Source organism: Paraburkholderia sp. SEWSISQ10-3 4 (genome assembly GCF_030464785.1).
GTDB lineage: Bacteria > Pseudomonadota > Gammaproteobacteria > Burkholderiales > Burkholderiaceae > Paraburkholderia > Paraburkholderia aspalathi.
This window is the reverse complement of the sequence record NZ_JALPRI010000009.1, coordinates 42,116-59,148: the sequence shown is the minus strand read 5'-3', so window position 1 is coordinate 59,148 and position 17,033 is coordinate 42,116. Positions and strand designations below refer to the sequence as shown.

Annotated in this window: 13 protein-coding genes; 5 read left to right on the top strand and 8 right to left on the bottom strand. The window is 59.4% G+C overall.

The features are described 5' to 3' along the window. Nucleotides 1–304: 304 nt before the first annotated feature. Nucleotides 305–1,870 (top strand): methyl-accepting chemotaxis protein, encoded by a 1,566-nt coding sequence (locus M0D68_RS18840; RefSeq protein ID WP_266224934.1) that lies wholly within the window; start codon nucleotides 305–307, stop codon nucleotides 1,868–1,870. Nucleotides 1,871–1,921: 51 nt separating this feature from the next. Here the strand turns inward: M0D68_RS18840 and M0D68_RS18835 are convergent, their stop codons facing one another. Further along, nucleotides 1,922–4,006, bottom strand: a complete 2,085-nt coding sequence (locus tag M0D68_RS18835; RefSeq protein WP_266224933.1) for a Na/Pi cotransporter family protein — start codon at nucleotides 4,004–4,006, stop codon at nucleotides 1,922–1,924. Nucleotides 4,007–4,951: 945 nt separating this feature from the next. Here M0D68_RS18835 and M0D68_RS18830 point away from each other — a divergent pair. Together M0D68_RS18830 and M0D68_RS18825 are read left to right on the top strand one after the other, a co-directional pair. Further along, nucleotides 4,952–5,233, top strand: a complete 282-nt coding sequence (locus tag M0D68_RS18830; RefSeq protein WP_200652344.1) for a hypothetical protein — start codon at nucleotides 4,952–4,954, stop codon at nucleotides 5,231–5,233. A gap of 38 nt (nucleotides 5,234–5,271) precedes the next feature. Next, nucleotides 5,272–5,676, top strand: a complete 405-nt coding sequence (locus M0D68_RS18825) for a DUF2471 domain-containing protein (RefSeq protein WP_200652367.1) — start codon at nucleotides 5,272–5,274, stop codon at nucleotides 5,674–5,676. 139 nt (nucleotides 5,677–5,815) lie between these two features. Here the strand turns inward: M0D68_RS18825 and M0D68_RS18820 are convergent, their stop codons facing one another. The 7 genes from M0D68_RS18820 to M0D68_RS18790 form a co-directional block, all read right to left on the bottom strand. Then, nucleotides 5,816–6,946, bottom strand: a complete 1,131-nt coding sequence (locus M0D68_RS18820) for a porin (protein ID WP_200652343.1) — start codon at nucleotides 6,944–6,946, stop codon at nucleotides 5,816–5,818. A 340-nt stretch (nucleotides 6,947–7,286) separates the two neighbouring features. Next, complete coding sequence (locus M0D68_RS18815; RefSeq protein ID WP_200622035.1) at nucleotides 7,287–8,048, bottom strand: IclR family transcriptional regulator; 762 nt, start codon at nucleotides 8,046–8,048, stop codon at nucleotides 7,287–7,289. 122 nt (nucleotides 8,049–8,170) lie between these two features. After that, nucleotides 8,171–8,923, bottom strand: coding sequence for an amino acid ABC transporter ATP-binding protein (locus M0D68_RS18810; RefSeq protein WP_093636471.1), 753 nt, complete (start codon nucleotides 8,921–8,923; stop codon nucleotides 8,171–8,173). Continuing rightward, entirely contained in the window at nucleotides 8,920–9,570 is a 651-nt protein-coding gene (locus M0D68_RS18805) for an amino acid ABC transporter permease (RefSeq protein ID WP_093636474.1), read from the bottom strand. Before M0D68_RS18805 ends, M0D68_RS18810 begins: the two co-directional genes overlap by 4 nt. A 21-nt stretch (nucleotides 9,571–9,591) precedes the next feature. Continuing rightward, entirely contained in the window at nucleotides 9,592–10,308 is a 717-nt protein-coding gene (locus M0D68_RS18800; RefSeq protein ID WP_211708876.1) for an amino acid ABC transporter permease, read from the bottom strand. Nucleotides 10,309–10,348: 40 nt separating this feature from the next. Then, nucleotides 10,349–11,182, bottom strand: coding sequence for a transporter substrate-binding domain-containing protein (locus M0D68_RS18795; RefSeq protein WP_093636480.1), 834 nt, complete (start codon nucleotides 11,180–11,182; stop codon nucleotides 10,349–10,351). 312 nt (nucleotides 11,183–11,494) lie between these two features. Next, the gene (locus M0D68_RS18790) at nucleotides 11,495–12,400 is read right to left on the bottom strand and encodes a LysR family transcriptional regulator (protein ID WP_093636484.1); all 906 of its coding nucleotides are present in this window, start codon (nucleotides 12,398–12,400) and stop codon (nucleotides 11,495–11,497) included. 99 nt (nucleotides 12,401–12,499) lie between these two features. On the opposite strand from M0D68_RS18790, the gene M0D68_RS18785 reads away from it, so the two are divergent. Continuing rightward, entirely contained in the window at nucleotides 12,500–16,087 is a 3,588-nt protein-coding gene (locus tag M0D68_RS18785; RefSeq protein ID WP_266224930.1) for an indolepyruvate ferredoxin oxidoreductase family protein, read from the top strand. 286 nt (nucleotides 16,088–16,373) lie between these two features. Further along, complete coding sequence (locus tag M0D68_RS18780; RefSeq protein WP_266224929.1) at nucleotides 16,374–16,964, top strand: hypothetical protein; 591 nt, start codon at nucleotides 16,374–16,376, stop codon at nucleotides 16,962–16,964. The last annotated feature ends 69 nt before the right edge of the window (nucleotides 16,965–17,033 follow it).

Genomic DNA, 17,033 nt, shown 5'->3' with positions numbered 1-17,033 from the left:
GGGCGACTGATTTCGAAAGCGCGGGCGGAAACTCGTGCGCACGTGGCTGAAGGGAGATGCAACTCATAACCCGGAGGTGCTTTCTTTGACCGTCAGGAAAACCTGACAAAAAAATCATCCATTCACAAACCTTTGCCGGTGGTTTTCAGGGACTCCCGTATCTCAAGCTTATTCGGAAACATGCCGTAAAACATGGTAAGCGGTATGCAGACGGAATCCGCTTTGAGTCTGATCGATTCGATGAGATCACCGGTGACTCATCCGAAAAAATCCTCAATTCTCATGGCCAGGATACGGACAAATCATGACAGGCAGTTTCCTTCGCTTCAAAAATCTTCGCATCGGTGTGCGCCTCACAATCGCGTTCGCCCTCGCGGCCCTACTCACAGTGGTGCTCGGTGCGACGGCATTTGTCAAGCTCACGAAAATCACAAATGAATGGACCGATTTTGAATCGGTCACCCTCACCAGGCTAAAGGTTTTGCAGCACGCGAAAGGTACTTTCGGCGACGCCGTTCACAATTACAAGGACTATGTGCTTCGTGGAGGCGACTACAAGGCGAAGTTCATGGCAAACCTGGACGATATCGACACTGCCGTCAAAACGGTCGAAACAGGAGAGCAACTCGGTCCAGATGAACAAGCAGCGAGCGCGGCACTTTTCGACTCGACAAGGGCGTATCGGGCGTCGATGGAGCGGCTGTCTTCCCTTGTTGAATCCGGGGCAGCGATTGATGTTCGGGACAGGAGCGTTGCTGGCGCAGACAAGCCGATCGGGAAGGCGTTGGACGCACTGATCCAGATCGTTATGCAGCGTACGACCGAACAGGGCGCGGCGATTACCACGTTGGCGCATGTCGCAGAAGTCGCTGTTGTGGTCGTCACAATTGCAGCGATGATTGCCGCGACATTGCTTGCCTACTTCATGACGAAAAGCATCACCCGACCGATCGGGGCTGCCGTGACAATCGCCAAGGCCGTAGCGAACGGTGACCTCACGAGCGAGATCATCGTCGACCGGACCGACGAAACGGGGCAATTGCTGGGTGCCTTGCACAGCATGAATGAGCGCGTCTCCGATGTTGTCCGTCACGTTCACCAGACCGCCGAGTCCGTCGCGACGGCATCGGCGCAAATCTCGGCCGGCAACGACGACCTGTCGCGACGAACAGAGCAGCAGGCTGCGTCCCTGGAAGAAACGGCGGCAAGCATGGAGCAACTGACGGCGACCGTTAAACACACTGCCGAGAACGCCATGCAGGCGAGCGCATTGGCGAATGCCGCTTCCGAAGCGACGGGCGGTAGTAGCGCAGAGGTAAGCCGTGTTGCCGGAACCATGAATCAACTGGCGACCGGCGCCCAGCAAATGAGCAGCATCATTGGTGTCATCGAGGGAATCGCGTTTCAGACCAACATACTGGCACTGAACGCGGCTGTTGAGGCTGCTCGTGCGGGAGAACAGGGGCGTGGCTTCGCAGTGGTCGCGTCAGAGGTCCGCATGCTGGCGCAACGCAGCGCGGGGGCAGCGAAAGAAATCAAGGACCTGATCCTGACTTCCAATGAACGGGTCGCGAGCGGCGCGTCGCTGGCTCAGGGGGCGGGCAATTCCATGCGCGAGGTAAGCACGACCGTTGCGCGGGTTACTGCCCTAATGGGCGAAATATCAGGCGCGTCCCGCGAACAAAGCACTGGTATCGAGCAGGTCAATCAGGCCGTCTCGCTTATGGATGAGGTCACTCAGCAGAACGCAGCCCTCGTCGAACAGGCGTCTGCCGCGGCAGCGTCACTGGTTCGGCAGACGGTCGAGTTGAAAAAACGAATTTCTTTTTTCAAAGTGCGCCCGCTAGCCGTATCGCTGGGAGGTACTTGATCGGATCTTCCGGGATCGGCGCAACCAGGCGCAATGGGAGCCACCGTTCGATCATCGATTCTTGAATGCAAAAACGACAACGAGGACTGCGACAAGCGCTGCAAGCCATTTCAAACTGGCGACAAGCTTGCTGAGCTTGTCCACCAATGCACTTATCGAATTCACCTCGCTAACATTTGTTTGCTGTTGCCCCTCGGGTGATCTCCCGCTGTGGTCGAGCCGGCCGAAGCTGACTTTCCCGAAATCGAGTGCGAGATGAACAACGTATCCGCTCGCGATTTCCGGCGATTCCGCAGTGCTGTCTTCCTTGCCTGGCCGGAGGAACAGATACGCTTCCCCAGGGAAGTCAGCACACACCGGCCCCAACGTATAAACGTTCCTTAGACACAGGCCGACCTTGACCGCAGCAAGCCGGCCGGCCTCAACGCCCTCGATGAGCGCCTTCATGCTGCTTTCCGGTACATGGCAAGACACCCACCACTGATCGGGTTCCTGCATCTCCCTGTCCGGGCGGTTATAGCCGAGCCTTGCAGTGCCCAGTGGGACGTCCGAGAAAGTTGTACCGAGCGCGTCTTGCCATTCCCGAAGGCCATGCCGGTCTGCCGAACGGATTTCCCTGGCCGCAAAGCAGATCTGGACCACGCGCGTGCTGTTCACGGGTTCCCCAATAATTGACAGGCGAACTTCATCGAAGGAAGCCGTCCCACGGACGCAGGTAGTAAGGGTGGATTGCGTTCCTCCCTCTGCGGGTTCCAGTTGCTGAACGACCTGAAGATCCTGCAAGGTAAGCCAGAGTGAGCTTGCAGGGTAATACATCGTCTCGTTGCCATCAGGCCCGACGTGTTCGAGCGAGTGGCCACTGCTCTCTCGCACGCTAATTCCGCGACTCCCCGCGCGATAGGCCACATGTTGTTTTTTATCGAGGCGCGGATGGGCGCTCGCCGCGAGTTGCTCCGGATCCGGCGGTGTCAGGTAAGTCCTTGCCGCGCTGTTCAGGCTATCCAGAATATCGCCACGCTGGCGGATCTCCACGATGAACTGCCGCTCGCGATCTGTCGGTGCCGCACGCGTGCCCGACAGGATCTCGCCAAAACGATCGGCGAGTCGAAGTGGGTTGGGTGCTGCGGTTTCGGCTCCCCCCTTCGGAATCTGACTCACGGTAGGATCGATGCCAGGCGGCGGAGCAGCGACCGTCACGAGCGAAGGCAGTAACCGGGTTAAGAGGCTCGCATAGAGGGGAAGTATTGGCAGGAATACACCGGCGAGAACCAGATTGAACAGCGTGTGAAAATCCGCAACCACACGTGCGTTGTCCGGTTCCATGGTAACCATGAAGCGGCCGATTGGCCCGAGCGCCGCGAGGGCCGCCACAACGCCGATTAATCGCGTGAGCAGGTTTCCGACGGGTAGGCGCTTCGATACGGGATCGTATGGTCCCGTGCCCGCCAGAACGGGGTTGATGGCGGTGCCGAGGTTCGCACCCATCACCAGTGCAAAGGCCGTATTGGGAGGAACCACGTTCCGCGCGCAAAGCGAGGTGATGAGCAGAACAGCCGCGACGTTCGAATCCGCGGCCCACGTCAAACCCGCAGCGAGCAGAACATCGACGACCGGTACGGTGGATGCAGCGCCCAGCAGCATGCGCAGGCTGGGGGCATCCTCGTAATCGGTCATCAGTTCAAGCAGATGGTGCAGCGCGAGCAGCATCAAGCCCAGACCAATGAACATGCGTCCCAGGTCGTGTGCACGTGTGTTCGATACCTTGCGGAACATCAGCGCGCCGACAAGGATCAGGGCCGGCGAAATGGCTGCCGCGAGGTCGAAGGACAGTACCTGCACGATCAATGTCACGCCGACGTTTGCGCCAAGCATTACCGCAAGCGCTGGCACAAGTCCGACGCCCCCCTCAGCAGCGACGCCCTCAATCATGAGTCCGGTCGTCGTGCTGCTTTGCAATACCGCGGCCGCACCCGTCCCGGCTAGGAAAGCCCGGAAGCCACCACGCAGCGACCTGCCGAGGAGTGACCGAAGTCCGACGCCGAATGCCCGGTGCATGCCGGTTTGAACCATCTGGGTGCCCAGCAGCAGCAGAGCAACGGAGCCAGCAAGATCGATCAGCGTGAACGTCGTTATCATGATTCGGACTCCTGGCGTCCAACCGTTGCCCATGCGACTTCGCCACTGCTCCGCCCTTGCGTGGCCAGGCGTCGCAGCGAATCGATGCCGGTTGCTTGAACCCCCTAAGCATGGCTGGCACTCAACTACCCGGGCGCGTGGTCAACACGCTAGAGTTGCGTAAGCAAAAAAGTGCCCGATCGCGTAGTGAGCCAGTCTAACGCGATATCTTCCCGATTGTTGGAGGGGAAAACAACAATTCTTCACGGATTCTCGCATTCGGCTTCGGGGCGCCTGTCGGTATAGCACCTACCTCAGTCTGAGAAGACGCGGCAAAGTGATTTTGCTTTGGGCGGCTCATCGACCCATAAGCGTCAACCAGTTCTTAGCGAAGGATGACCGCTTCTCGCGCCAAAGCGGCCAGTCACGAACGGGCGCCGTTATTGCGGCTTGATATTGCGCGACCGAAGTTCATAGGTTCGCCCGCAAGAAAGCAATTACCTGGGTCTCGATTTGACGATGAATCGACGTTCGATCGACTCCTGCCCCGTCTTGGCAAATCAGCGTTTCGGTGGCCGCAATCTGCGCCGGACATGGATCAATAAATACAAAATGACTTCCGGGGACCACGTTCAGTTTCGGAGTCACCGGCAATCCCGATGCCACTGCGAGCACATTCTGGGTTGCGTTGAGATACGCATCGCTTTGAGGACGGTATCCGTGCGCATTCGCCGCCATCAGGTTGCGCGCTGCGCGCTTCCGGACGGCTATTCCTCAGCTACGTACGCGAAATATGTGCGTAATCCCTGGACCAGGGAAATCCCTTGACCCGCCGGCAATCGAAATATCTCGCTCCAACTCGGACACGATGGCCGTTCGGCTAATGGAGTAGACCTGCAAATTAACTTGCATCCCGATCAAATACTGTATAAATTTACAGTACTGTGTTTACATACAGGATCGGCCATGAACCAGCTCATCCGCATCTTGAACGACGGTGATCGCGAAACACTTGCGTGGTTGCGCAAGCATGTCGGAGACGTACGCGTGGCTGACGCGGCGCGACATCTGGGAGGCAACGGCAAACCCTATCTATCAGCGGTGTGCCGCTATCTCGGCGTACGTCCACCAACGCCTCATCAACATATCCGGCCCGTTGAAGACTGTACGGTCGGCGATAACTATCTTGCCCAGATCCGCCAGTTATTGGCGCAGCGAAACCAGGCGTTGTTGAAGCATCAGATTTGATGCTGCGAATTGCCGCGAGTCCTCAGGAAAATAACAGTATGAGTAACGACTCCGCTCTTGATATGGATGTCCAAGACATCAATCCTGTCGCCCTCGAACGCGCACTTCGCAGCGCGTCGCTCGACCTCCAGCAGATCATTGCCACGGTCGCAGGTCGTCACCTCGACAGTGGCCGTCGCCGCTACTCAAGCAGCGCGCAATTGCCGACCTGGCGCACGCTGCTGACAATCGACGAACAGGTCTTTGAGAATCGGGGCTTCCTGGCGCGGCACAGCGAGGCAGTGCGCTCCACGTTTATCCGATTTGAGGACAGTCGTTTGTCCGGAATGGATCTCGACGAACCCGTCGACTGGCGACGTGACGACGACAACTTGCCAGCCGTGTACCTGCTCGTGCGCGCATTGGTACAGGCGGACGCTACCCATGCGGCCACTCAGGACTAATGCGCCGATACAACTTTGAACTCCCGATCTGCGCCCAGCCGCCATCGAAAAAATAAGGTTTCAATATCGCCGATCCAGTGTTCTGTCGAGTAAACAAGAAAGCCCGCATCACGCGGGCTTTCTTTAGTGCATCTATCGATTAGAACTTGTGGCGAATGCCAACAGTTACCGTAGCCTGCTTGTTGGAACCCGAGTCGCCGGTTGCCGAGCCGATAACAGCAACAGCGGCCGTGCCCGACGAGTCTTGCGTGCCTGATGCGGTCGTGTAGCCAGCAAATGCGTAGACATCCGTACGCTTGCTAAGCGAGTAGTCAGCTGCAACAGCGAACTGGTTGTACTTTGCCGACGAATTGCCGCTCGACTTCATGTACACATAGCCAATCTCGGTCTGCAGCGGCGCCGATACCTGCCACACTGCGTACACCGAACCCGTGTTGTACTTTTCCGTCTGCGTGAATGTCGAGCTGGCGTCTGCAGTGTATTCGGCATGGCTGAAGTAGCCGCCCAGGGTCACCGAGCCGAACACATAGTTGCCGCCGATACGGGCATTGTTGATCGACGCCGCAGTGGAGTACGCCGCGTTGACCGATGTGTTGAACAGCGAATCCCACGTCGTCGTACCGCGGTTCGTGCCGTTGCCGTTGCTCAGGTGATAGTAACCTGCGGCCAGGTTGACCGGACCGTTGCTGTATGCAGCTGCGGCTGCGTAGCTCTGACCCGAGCCCGTTGCACCAGCCACCCCACCCAACGAATACATGGTTTCGAACTGGAAGCCGGACCAGGTCGGCGACGTGTACTTGAGCGAGTTATTAACCCGCGCGCTGTTGTCGGCGTTGTCGATGTCACCCGGCGAGATGAACACACCTCCGAGGAAGCCATCGCCCTGCACCGGCTGAACCAGGTCAACCAGCGGATCGTATTGACGCCCGGCCGTGAGCGTACCCCACTTGTCACTGCTCAGGCCAACGAACGCTTGACGGCCGAACAGGCGGCTACCCTGGCCGAGCTTGCCGTTCGTCGAATTAAAACCGTTCTCCACCTGGAAGATTGTTTTCAGGCCACCACCGAGGTCTTCTGAGCCTTTCAGGCCCCAGCGGCTACCCGACTCGTTACCCGACGACATGCTGATCGACTTGCTGCCGCCGTCGTTCGAAACGTAGGTCAGGCCGGTATCAATGATGCCGTACAGCGTGACGCTGTTTTGTGCGTGAGCTACGCCGGTTGCGCCAAGCATTACCAGCGAAAGAGTTGCCAGTGTGGTCTTCTTCATCTGCGTCCTTAAGTTTGTGTTGATGAGCCTGCGGAGCGCAGAATAACTGGCGGTAAAACGTGATTGAAAATAGTGTTGGGTAAACACGACCAAAAATTAGGAATGGGAACTTTCTGCATCTTTCCCTTTCCGCATCTTTCTCGCAGGCAAAAAAAAGCTATGCAACTTCGCATAGCTAAGGTCTGGACCTGCGTGGATTACAACAAAAGAAAAGTCATCCAGACGGCCGCAAATTTAATGTTCGAGTTCCGGGAAGTAAATAGCCGAAACGGGTAACTTCATTTCCAAAACTTCCCACCCTTCCCTCGCCCCTTCCGACCGCGAGCAAACCACTCGGCATTTACAAGCGGGTATAAGGTTGCGACAACGCCTTCGCCGATCTGATGAGGTCTTCCAGCATCATCGCCCGCTTCTCCGGATCCGTATCGCGGCTTGTCATGAAGCAAAGCGCTGCAACAGGGAGACCGGTGCGATCGCGTATGGGCGCCGCCATGCAGAGTCGAAAAGTATGGGACAGACCCTCGGTGCAACAGTAGCCCTGATCAGCGGCGCGTTGGACATCGCAAAGAAAGTCCTGAAATTCAACGCGTCTGCCGTTGTCGAGGATAAAGTCTTCGTCTGGGATCAAGCTGCGAATTTCCTCCGCCCGCATATGGGCGAGCAGCAGGCGGCCCGATGCGGTCCACGGAATCGGCACCTTCACGCCGATGTCGGAACTGATGTTGAATGGTCGCGAGCTGTTCTCCGATAGAACCACGGTGTACTTGTTGCCTTCGAGCATGCACAACTGCGCGGTTTCGTCGTGCGTTCGAACGAGCGCGAGGATCGCCTGGTGGGCGCGACTGATCAGGTCGTTATGCACGGCATAGTCGGAGCCGTAGTAATGCATCTCGCGGCCGAAAAACACGCTCCCGTCGACACTCGTCTCGAGCCATCCGGCTTCAGTCAGCATGGTGACTAATTCGTAGATGCTTGAGCGTGGCGCGCCGGTCGCTTCGATCAATTCGCGCATCGTCATTGGACGCCGCGCGATATGCAACTGCTTGAGAATGCCAATGACGCGGTCCACCCCCCTGGCCCTCGATGATTCCGATGCAGACATTCCTTCAACTCCGTCGGCGATAGTGATCGCAGTTTATCTTTTGTGTGACGCGAGTTTAGCGCGTAAAGGGCGACGCCTTGCCATCACGCAGCACGAAGACGCCTGACGCCCTTCAAGGGTGCTCAATGGTCGAGCACACGATGCAGGAACTGTCGCGTACGTTCGTTCTGCGGGTTCACGAAAATCTGCTCCGGGGCGCCCTGTTCCGCGATGACGCCTTTGTCCATGAACACGACGCGGTCGGCGGTCTTGCGCGCGAAGCCCATCTCGTGTGTGACGACGACCATGGTCATCCCGTCGCGCGCCAGTCCGCGCATGACTTCGGTCACTTCGCCGACGAGTTCCGGATCGAGAGCGGACGTGGCTTCGTCGAAGAACATGATGCCCGGCTCGACGGCCAACGCTCTGGCGATCGCGACCCGTTGCTGTTGGCCACCGGAGAGCTGACTCGGGTAGTGCTCGGCTCGGTCGGCAAGCCCCACCCGGTCGAGCGCATCCATCGCACGTTTGCGTGCGTCTGCGGCGCTCATCTTGCGTGCCTTGATCAGGGCAAGCGTCACATTACCCAGCGCACTCTTGTGCGGAAACAGATTGAATTGCTGGAACACCATGCCGACATGACCCCGGATTTCCTTCGCCCGGCGCGCATCGTGCAGCGGCACTTCGTTGACCCAGACTTCGCCCGCATCGGCCGTCTCCAGACCGCTCATGATGCGCAGCACCGTGCTCTTTCCGGAGCCCGACGCCCCGATCAGCACGAGTACTTCGCCCGGCCGTACATCAAGGTTGATCTCCTTCAGGACCTGCGTAGCGCCGAATGACTTGCTGACGCCAGTGAGATTGATGATGGGCTTCGACGTAGTGACGCTGGTCATGACAGCAGGCTCCTTCTTCGGTCATGGTGCCGCACCCACTGCGACAGTGGAAAGCACACAATGAAATAAAGCACGGCAACGAGTCCATAGATTTCCACCGGTTTGCCCACCCGGTCGACGATAGCCTGACCACCATGCATCAGTTCCGACATACCGATCATGCTGACGATCGACGTGTCCTTGATAAGCGACAAATACTGGCCGACGAGCGGCGGAATCACGATCTTTCCGGTCTGCGGCAAGATCACGGAAAAGAACGCCTGGATCTTGCTAAGCCCGAGGATTTGCGACACCTCCCACTGGCCTTTCGGTACTGCTTCAATGCCTGAGCGGAAGACTTCGGAGATATAGGCGCCCTGATAGATGCTCAAGCCCACGACACCCGCTGCGAACACATCGATCGCGTAGCCGAAGTACGACACGCCGAAGTAAATAAACATCAGCGTGATCAGCACCGGCGTACCGCGAAACAGCTCGGTATAGAGCCTGGCGATGCGCGGCGTACCCCACGGCCCGAATGAGCGTAATACCGCCGCCAGCAGTCCGATCAGCGTTCCACCAACGATTGACGCTGCGGACAGAAGCAGTGTTGCCAGCAGTCCCTGAAACAGGATCGCCAGGCTGGTCATTAACAATTCTTGCGACATGGCCGGTCTCCGGTTGAAGGTTCAGGTGCGATCGGCCTGTCGTGCGACAAGGAACCGCCGGCGCGTGCGTTTCTTCATCACGAGCGGCGGATGAAAGACACGCACGCCGATCTGGCCCGCCAGCCACGACAGCAGGTTGCTCAGGAACAGGTAGGCAATCAGGGTGATCGAGAAAGTCTGGATATAGAGCAGCGTGCGCGCGTTGATCACCGTCGCCGTTCCGCTCAACTCGGGTAGCGCGATCGCCGAAAGAAGCGACGTGCCGAGCAGCAACTGAATCAGGTTGTTGACGATCGCCGGATAGACGGCGCGTGCGGCCTGTGGCAAAACCACCTCGACGAAAATCTGCGAACGTTCCAGACCGAGAATCGAGGCCGCTTCAAGCTGACCGCGCGGTACCGACTGGATACCCGCACGAAACACTTCCGCCAGATATGCGCCGACATTCACCCCTAACGCGATCACGCCTGCCGTATACGCATTGAGGGTGATGCCAAGCGACGGCAACCCGAAGAACACGATGAAGATCTGCAGCAGGACCGGCGTATTGCGGATCGCTTCGATGTACGCCCGCGCGATCGCCCGCAGCAGCCCGACGCGCGATGCGCTCGCGAGAGCGGTGAGTAAGCCGAGCAGCATCGCGAGGAGGAAGGCCAGAAGCGTGATCTGGAGTGTCAGCCACGCTGCGCGAACGAAATCGCTCCAATAACCCGCAAGGGTCACCCATTCATAGCTCATGGCTCCTCCGTCGGTCGAGCAGTGCGGCGCTAGCGGGGTTTCAGTACTGCGGATTCAGCGGAAAGCGCGGCTCGGCGCCAAACCACTTCTTGTATAGCTGCGCGTTCTGCTTCGATGCGTTGATGTTGAACAGGAACAGGTTCAGGTAGTTGAGCCAGACCTGATCTCCGGACTTCACACCGAACGCGTTGTATTCGAGCGGAACCAGTGCTTCATTGGTGACAGTCAGCTCCGGATCGAGCGATGCCTGGTAAGCGAGAAAGTTGTTGTCCTCGATCATCGCGTCGGCCTGACCCTGCTTGACGGCGAGGATTGCAGCCTGCGAGCTGTCGAACTCCTGGATCTTGACCTGCATGTTCAGCGAGCGCACTTCGTCGCCATTCGTCGAGCCCTTGACGGTTGCAATCGTGCGATTCGACATGTCATTGATGGATTTGATGCCGCTGCTCTTCTTGACCAGCAGCGCCTCACTCGCGACCACGTAGGGATTCGTGAATGCAATTTCCTTCGCTCGCTCGAGGTTACGGGTGAAATTGCAGAACACCACGTCAACCTTGCTGGTTTGCAGATTCGGAATGCGGTTCGCGCTCGTCGTGTTCACGACTTCGAGCTTGACGCCCATCTGCTTCGCCAGTTCTTTCGCCAGGTCGACGTCGTAACCATCGGGTTGGCCGTCCTTGTTGTAGAAACCGAATGGCGCAAAGGTCAAGCAGTCGCCTACCCGCAATGTGCCGCGTTGCAGCACCTGCTTCAGCGTCGAATCAACCGCGGCACCCTGTTCCGGCGGGGCGACTTTCGTGCAGCCGGCGAGCACCAACAGACCGGCTAAGGCGAACAAACAAGTGAACTTTGCGCTTTCCCTGACAAATTTCATTTTTCAGTCCCGATCTGGTGTGAGAAGTCCGTGCGTGGACGGAAGCGGCGCTTAGCAAGCCCTTCGCGGCATGCGCGCCAATGCTCGACTGTCTGGTATATCGGACTCATGTCCGACGCAGCAGATGAAGCGCAGTGTTTCACGGGAAAAAAATAGTTGCAATGGGGTTTGCCCGGCCGCGACTGGGGTCCGGATCAGGAATGCAAAATTGCCTATCTGGCCGTGTCCCACGTCGTCTTGCGCTTGCAAGCGTGTCTACGCGCGCGGCGTCGGAAAACTGAAGTGGTATGCGAAAAACGGATAAGCGCCGGCTTAGCTGCCGCACGCATGAATCAGGAACTGCTGGAATGCCAACGCCGGCGCATCGAGCGTTGCACCCTTGCGCCACAACATCCCCGCATCCATCTGCGGGATCGCGTTGAGAATCGGCCGGGCATCGATCCGCTTGCCTTCCAGCGACCATGGCCGAAACACCATGTCCGAGAGGATCGTTACGCCAAAGCCATGCGCCACCAGTCCGCGCAACGCCTCCATTGAACTTGTGCGAAATGCGATATTCGGCTCGACGCCGTTTTCTTTCCAGTAACGCAGCGTCGCTCGTTCGCTCTCGTCGACGGTGATGAGGATATACGGATACGCCGCGATGTCCGCGAGCGACGGCGAGTTCACCTGTGCCAGCGGATGCGTCGGTGCGGTCCACAACTGACGCCGCGAACGGATCAGCACGTGATGCTGAAACCGTTTGAGATGATCCACATTTGATAGCAACGCCACACCCAGATCGATGTCGCCATCGAGTATGGCCTGCTCGATCTCGGGACGATCGGCGTCGCGCAGATCCAGCTCGACGTGTGGGTAAGTCGCACGAAACCGCCCCAACAGTTCCGGCAGGAAATAACCGAGCAAGGTGTACGAGGCAGCAATACGCACCGTGCCCTTAAGGTCGTGTGAGCGAAACGGCGCCTTGTAGATCGCGTCGCGTACCGAATCGAGGATGTGACGCGCGTGATTGAGAAAGTCCTGCCCATCCGGCGTCAGCGCGACACCTTGCGGAAGGCGTTCAAAGAGCCGGGTTCCCAGCGTCTCCTCCAGCGCAAGTACCGCATTGGTAATCGCGGATTGCGACACGTGTTCGGTCGCCGCCGCCATCGAAAACTGCCCGTTTTGCGCGGCCGCAACGAAGTAACGCATCTGCCGCAATGTGACGTCTTTTGACATGTGTTTTTCGCATAGCAGGGTTCGGTATTTGTGATTTTACGATGGGAATTCGGCTTCCTATACTCGCCAGGACAATAAAGCTTCCGGAGACGCCGCCCCATGAACGCCCCCCTATCGCCCCCGCTGCACGACGCCCTCGCCACCGTTTCACTCGACGACAAATACACGCTTGAGAAAGGCCGCGTTTACATGAGCGGTACCCAGGCGCTGGTCCGCTTGCCGATGCTGCAGAAAGAACGGGACCGGCGCGCGGGACTGAACACGGCGGGTTATGTATCGGGCTATCGCGGCTCTCCGCTCGGCGCATTCGACCAGGCACTATGGAAAGCGAAAAAGCATCTGAAGGAACACGACGTCGTGTTCCAGCCAGGGGTTAACGAGGATCTCGCCGCCACCGCTGTGTGGGGCACGCAGCAACTCAATCTGTGGCCCGACGCGAAAGTCGATGGCGTATTCGGCATGTGGTACGGCAAGGGTCCGGGCGTCGATCGCACCGGCGACGTCTTCAAGCATGCCAACTCCGCGGGCACCGATCCGCATGGCGGCGTGCTGGTGCTGGCGGGCGACGACCACGCGGCGAAGTCGTCAACCGTTGCCCACCAGTCCGAGCACATGTTCGTCGCGAGCGGCATTCCGGTGCTCTATCCGGCGAGCGTGCAGGAGTATCTCGACTATGGTCTGCACGGCTGGGCCATGAGCCGCTATTCCGGTCTGTGGGTCGCGATGAAATGCGTGACAGACGTTGTGGAAGCCAGCGCGTCGATCGACATCGATCCGGACCGTTTGCAGATCGTGTTGCCAGATGACTTCGACATGCCCGAAGGCGGCTTGAACATCCGCTGGCCCGATCCGCCGCTCGCGCAAGAAGCGCGTTTGCTCAACCACAAGTGGTATGCGGCGCTCGCCTATGTGCGCGCAAACAAACTGAACCGCGTGGTGATCGACAGCCCAACGCCGCGTCTGGGCATCATGACCGCGGGCAAAGCCTACCTCGACGTGCGTCAGGCGCTGGCGGACCTGTCGCTCGACGACGACACCTGCGCACGGATCGGCATTCGCGTGCTCAAGGTCGGTTGCGTGTGGCCGCTCGATGCGCAGAACGCACGCGATTTTGCTACAGGACTCGACGAGATTCTGGTGGTCGAAGAGAAACGCCAGATCCTCGAATATGCGCTGAAGGAAGAGCTTTACAACTGGCGCGACGACGTGCGTCCGAAAGTATTCGGAAAGTTCGATCAACGCGACGACGCAGGCGGCGAGTGGTCGGTCCCGCGCGGCCAGGCGCTGTTGCCGATGCAATACGAACTGTCGCCGGCGCTGATCGCAAAGGCGATCGCGCGGCGTCTTGCGAAAGCCGATTTGCCTGCGGACGTACGCGCCCGGATCGAAGCACGCATCGCCATCATCGAAGCGAAGGAACGCGACGCAGCCACGCCGCGCACCGTCACCGAACGGCAGCCGTGGTTCTGCTCGGGCTGCCCGCACAATACGTCGACGCGCGTCCCCGAAGGCTCACGCGCGCTCGCCGGCATCGGCTGCCACTACATGACCATATGGATGGACCGCAACACGGAAACCTTCAGCCAGATGGGCGGCGAAGGCGTGGCGTGGACTGGCCAGATGCACTTCACCAACGAACGTCACGTGTTCGCGAATCTGGGCGACGGTACTTACTTTCACTCGGGTTTGCTGGCGATCCGCGCCTCGATCGCGGCCGGTGCGAATATCACCTACAAGATTCTCTATAACGATGCGGTCGCGATGACCGGCGGCCAGCCCATCGACGGCGTGCTGACGGTGCCGCAGATCGCGTTCCAGGTGACCACCGAAGGGGCGAAGCAGGTGCTCGTCGTCACCGACCAACCCGAAAAATATGCTACCGGCGTGCGCTTGCCGGAAGGCGTGAAGGTGTATCACCGCGACGAACTCGATCGTCTGCAACGCGAGTTGCGTGAGGTCGCGGGCACCACGATCCTGATCTACGACCAGACCTGCGCGACCGAAAAGCGCCGGCGCCGTAAGCGCGGCACCTATCCGGATCCGGCCAAGCGGGCGTTCATTAACGACGCCGTCTGTGAAGGCTGTGGCGACTGCTCGGTGAAATCGAATTGCCTGTCCGTCGAACCGCTGCAAACGCCGCAAGGCACCAAGCGCAAGATCAATCAGTCGTCGTGCAACAAAGACTTCTCGTGCGTGAACGGCTTTTGCCCGAGCTTCGTTACCGCTGAAGGCGCGCAGTTGAAGAAGCCGGCGAAGGCAGATCGTGGCTCCGCGCTTCCCGACTTCACCGCGCTACCGCGCCCGGCGATCGCCGGCCTTGCCAAACCCTATGGCGTGCTCGTCACGGGTGTCGGCGGTACCGGTGTCGTGACGATCGGCGGCCTGCTCGGCATGGCCGCGCATCTCGAGAACAAAGGCGTGAGCGTGCTCGACATGGCGGGCCTCGCGCAAAAAGGCGGCGCTGTACTGAGCCACGTGCAGATCGCAGCAACGCCGGACGAGTTGCACGCAACCCGTATCGCGACCGGCGAAGCGCGTCTGATTCTGGGCTGCGACGCGATCGTATCGGCGTCCGCCGAAGTCCTGGCACGCACGCAACGCGGTGTCACCAAGGCCGCGATCAACAGCGGCGCAACGCCGACCGCGCAATTCGTGCGCGATCCGCAGTGGGCCTTTCCCGGCGACCAGATCCAGGGCGACCTGCGCGACAGCATCGGCGAGGACTGCGATTTCATCGACGCCAATCGCCTCGCGCTCGCATTGCTTGGCGACACGCTATACGCCAATCCGCTACTGCTAGGTTTCGCATGGCAACGCGGCTGGCTGCCGGTCAGCTACGAAAGCCTCGACCGTGCCATCGAACTGAACGGCGTGGCGGTCGACAAGAATCGCCTCGCGTTCGAATGGGGCCGCTTTGTCGCGCAGCATGGCGAAGCAGCGGCCGATGCATTCGCGCCGCGCGCCAATCAGCAACAGGCAATCGTTGTGCAGATGCCGGAGTCGCTGGAGCGGCTCATCGAGCGCAACGTCGAACTGCTGGGCCTCTATCAGAATGAGCAGTATGCCGCGCGCTATCGAGCGGTAATCGAACAGATGCGAGCCAAAGAAACCGCGCTCGCCGCGGGCTCGAAGCTACGCCTCACACCGGTGGCGGCGCGCAATCTGGCCAAGCTGATGACCTACAAGGACGAATACGAGGTTGCACGTCTCTATGCCGACCCGGCGTACTTCGACAAACTGCGGGCACAGTTCGAAGGCGAACCTGGCCGCGACTACAAGCTCGGCTTTTACCTCGCACCGCCCCTGCTGGCGAAACGCGATGAACATGGTCACCTGAAAAAGCAACGCTTCGGGCAATGGACCCTCCCGATGTTCCGTGTGCTCGCGAAGCTCAAATTCCTGCGCGGCGGTGCGTTCGACGTGTTCGGCAAGACCGCCGAGCGGCGCGGTGAACGCGTCCTGATTGACCAGTACATCGCGTTGATCGACGAGTTCTGCAGCACGCTGGACAACAGCCGTCTGGACGTCGCGATGCGGCTTGCCAATCTCCCTGACGAGATTCGCGGTTTCGGTCACGTCAAGGAGCGCAACGTCCTGGCCGCGGCGACGAAACGCGACAAATGGCTGGCGGAATATCGCAACGCAGCTGACCAGGCGGATTTCCAAGCGGTGAGAAAGGCGATCTGACAATCTGGTCTTTCAGTCAGCGTGGCGGCACGCGGCGTCCAGGGAATTCCCCTGGCTTTTCGCCGCGTTTGCCGCCCTTTCACGCTGGAGTGTCGTGATTCGACTGCAGGATGGCGTTTTCGCGCGCTATACGACGTCTTGCGCCGACGCTCCCCGGTGCTACCCTCAAGAAAGCAGCCTTCGCGGAAGTGAGCCGCCGTTCAGCGGCAAAATCAGCAGGTACGAGAACATACCGCGAAGCGCGATTGCCGGCGAACGGCGAAACATCGCTGCGGGAGCGACTGCGATGGGAATCAGAATATATACGGCATTGACGCTATGGGTGTTTAGCAGTGCTGCTTTCGCATGGCAGCCACTCGTCTACCCCATCCGAAGTCAAAGCGCTTATCAGCGCAGCATCGACACCGCGATGTGCTACGCCACTGCCAACAAGCAGACGAAGATCAACATCGCGCACGAATCGCAGCTTCCACCGCGCAAACCTGCGGCAACCAAAACATCGTCGACGGGTGCCCCGTCGCGGCCACCCTTGCCCCAAAGCAGTTTTTCGGCGACCCCGCCTGGCGCAAGCATGCCCGCAGCCGCAACCGCGCCTGCCGCAAGCGGGGCCGGCGTGAGCACGGCAACGACCGCTGCAGCGACCAAGTCAGCAAGCTCGACCACGGCAACAGCAACGACGACGACGGCGGCCACGCCGGCATCGGCAACCAGCGCGGATAACGGCGCCTCGGAAACGGCAGCAGCCAGCGCGGCACAGACGGCCGCTGCATCTGGCGTAAAGCTGCCGCCGCTGCCGGCGCCTGAACCGCCAATGACACAGTATTGGGCCGCTTATGGCGCGTGCATGCAAGCGCGGGGTTACGTCGTCGCACAGTAATCCCGCTTGCAAGCCTCGCTGCCGTGCCTGGTTCTTTTTGATTGTGGCGCCGGCATTCGACGCCCCTTT

What these genes read in the sequence shown, in the direction of transcription:
- M0D68_RS18840 (WP_266224934.1), top strand. Translation starts at nt 305, where the DNA reads ATGACAGGCAGTTTCCTTCGCTTCAAAAATCTTCGCATCGGTGTGCGC.
- M0D68_RS18835 (WP_266224933.1), bottom strand. Translation starts at nt 4,006, where the DNA reads ATGATAACGACGTTCACGCTGATCGATCTTGCTGGCTCCGTTGCTCTG.
- M0D68_RS18830 (WP_200652344.1), top strand. Translation starts at nt 4,952, where the DNA reads ATGAACCAGCTCATCCGCATCTTGAACGACGGTGATCGCGAAACACTT.
- M0D68_RS18825 (WP_200652367.1), top strand. Translation starts at nt 5,272, where the DNA reads ATGAGTAACGACTCCGCTCTTGATATGGATGTCCAAGACATCAATCCT.
- M0D68_RS18820 (WP_200652343.1), bottom strand. Translation starts at nt 6,946, where the DNA reads ATGAAGAAGACCACACTGGCAACTCTTTCGCTGGTAATGCTTGGCGCA.
- M0D68_RS18815 (WP_200622035.1), bottom strand. Translation starts at nt 8,048, where the DNA reads ATGTCTGCATCGGAATCATCGAGGGCCAGGGGGGTGGACCGCGTCATT.
- M0D68_RS18810 (WP_093636471.1), bottom strand. Translation starts at nt 8,923, where the DNA reads ATGACCAGCGTCACTACGTCGAAGCCCATCATCAATCTCACTGGCGTC.
- M0D68_RS18805 (WP_093636474.1), bottom strand. Translation starts at nt 9,570, where the DNA reads ATGTCGCAAGAATTGTTAATGACCAGCCTGGCGATCCTGTTTCAGGGA.
- M0D68_RS18800 (WP_211708876.1), bottom strand. Translation starts at nt 10,308, where the DNA reads ATGAGCTATGAATGGGTGACCCTTGCGGGTTATTGGAGCGATTTCGTT.
- M0D68_RS18795 (WP_093636480.1), bottom strand. Translation starts at nt 11,182, where the DNA reads ATGAAATTTGTCAGGGAAAGCGCAAAGTTCACTTGTTTGTTCGCCTTA.
- M0D68_RS18790 (WP_093636484.1), bottom strand. Translation starts at nt 12,400, where the DNA reads ATGTCAAAAGACGTCACATTGCGGCAGATGCGTTACTTCGTTGCGGCC.
- M0D68_RS18785 (WP_266224930.1), top strand. Translation starts at nt 12,500, where the DNA reads ATGAACGCCCCCCTATCGCCCCCGCTGCACGACGCCCTCGCCACCGTT.
- M0D68_RS18780 (WP_266224929.1), top strand. Translation starts at nt 16,374, where the DNA reads ATGGGAATCAGAATATATACGGCATTGACGCTATGGGTGTTTAGCAGT.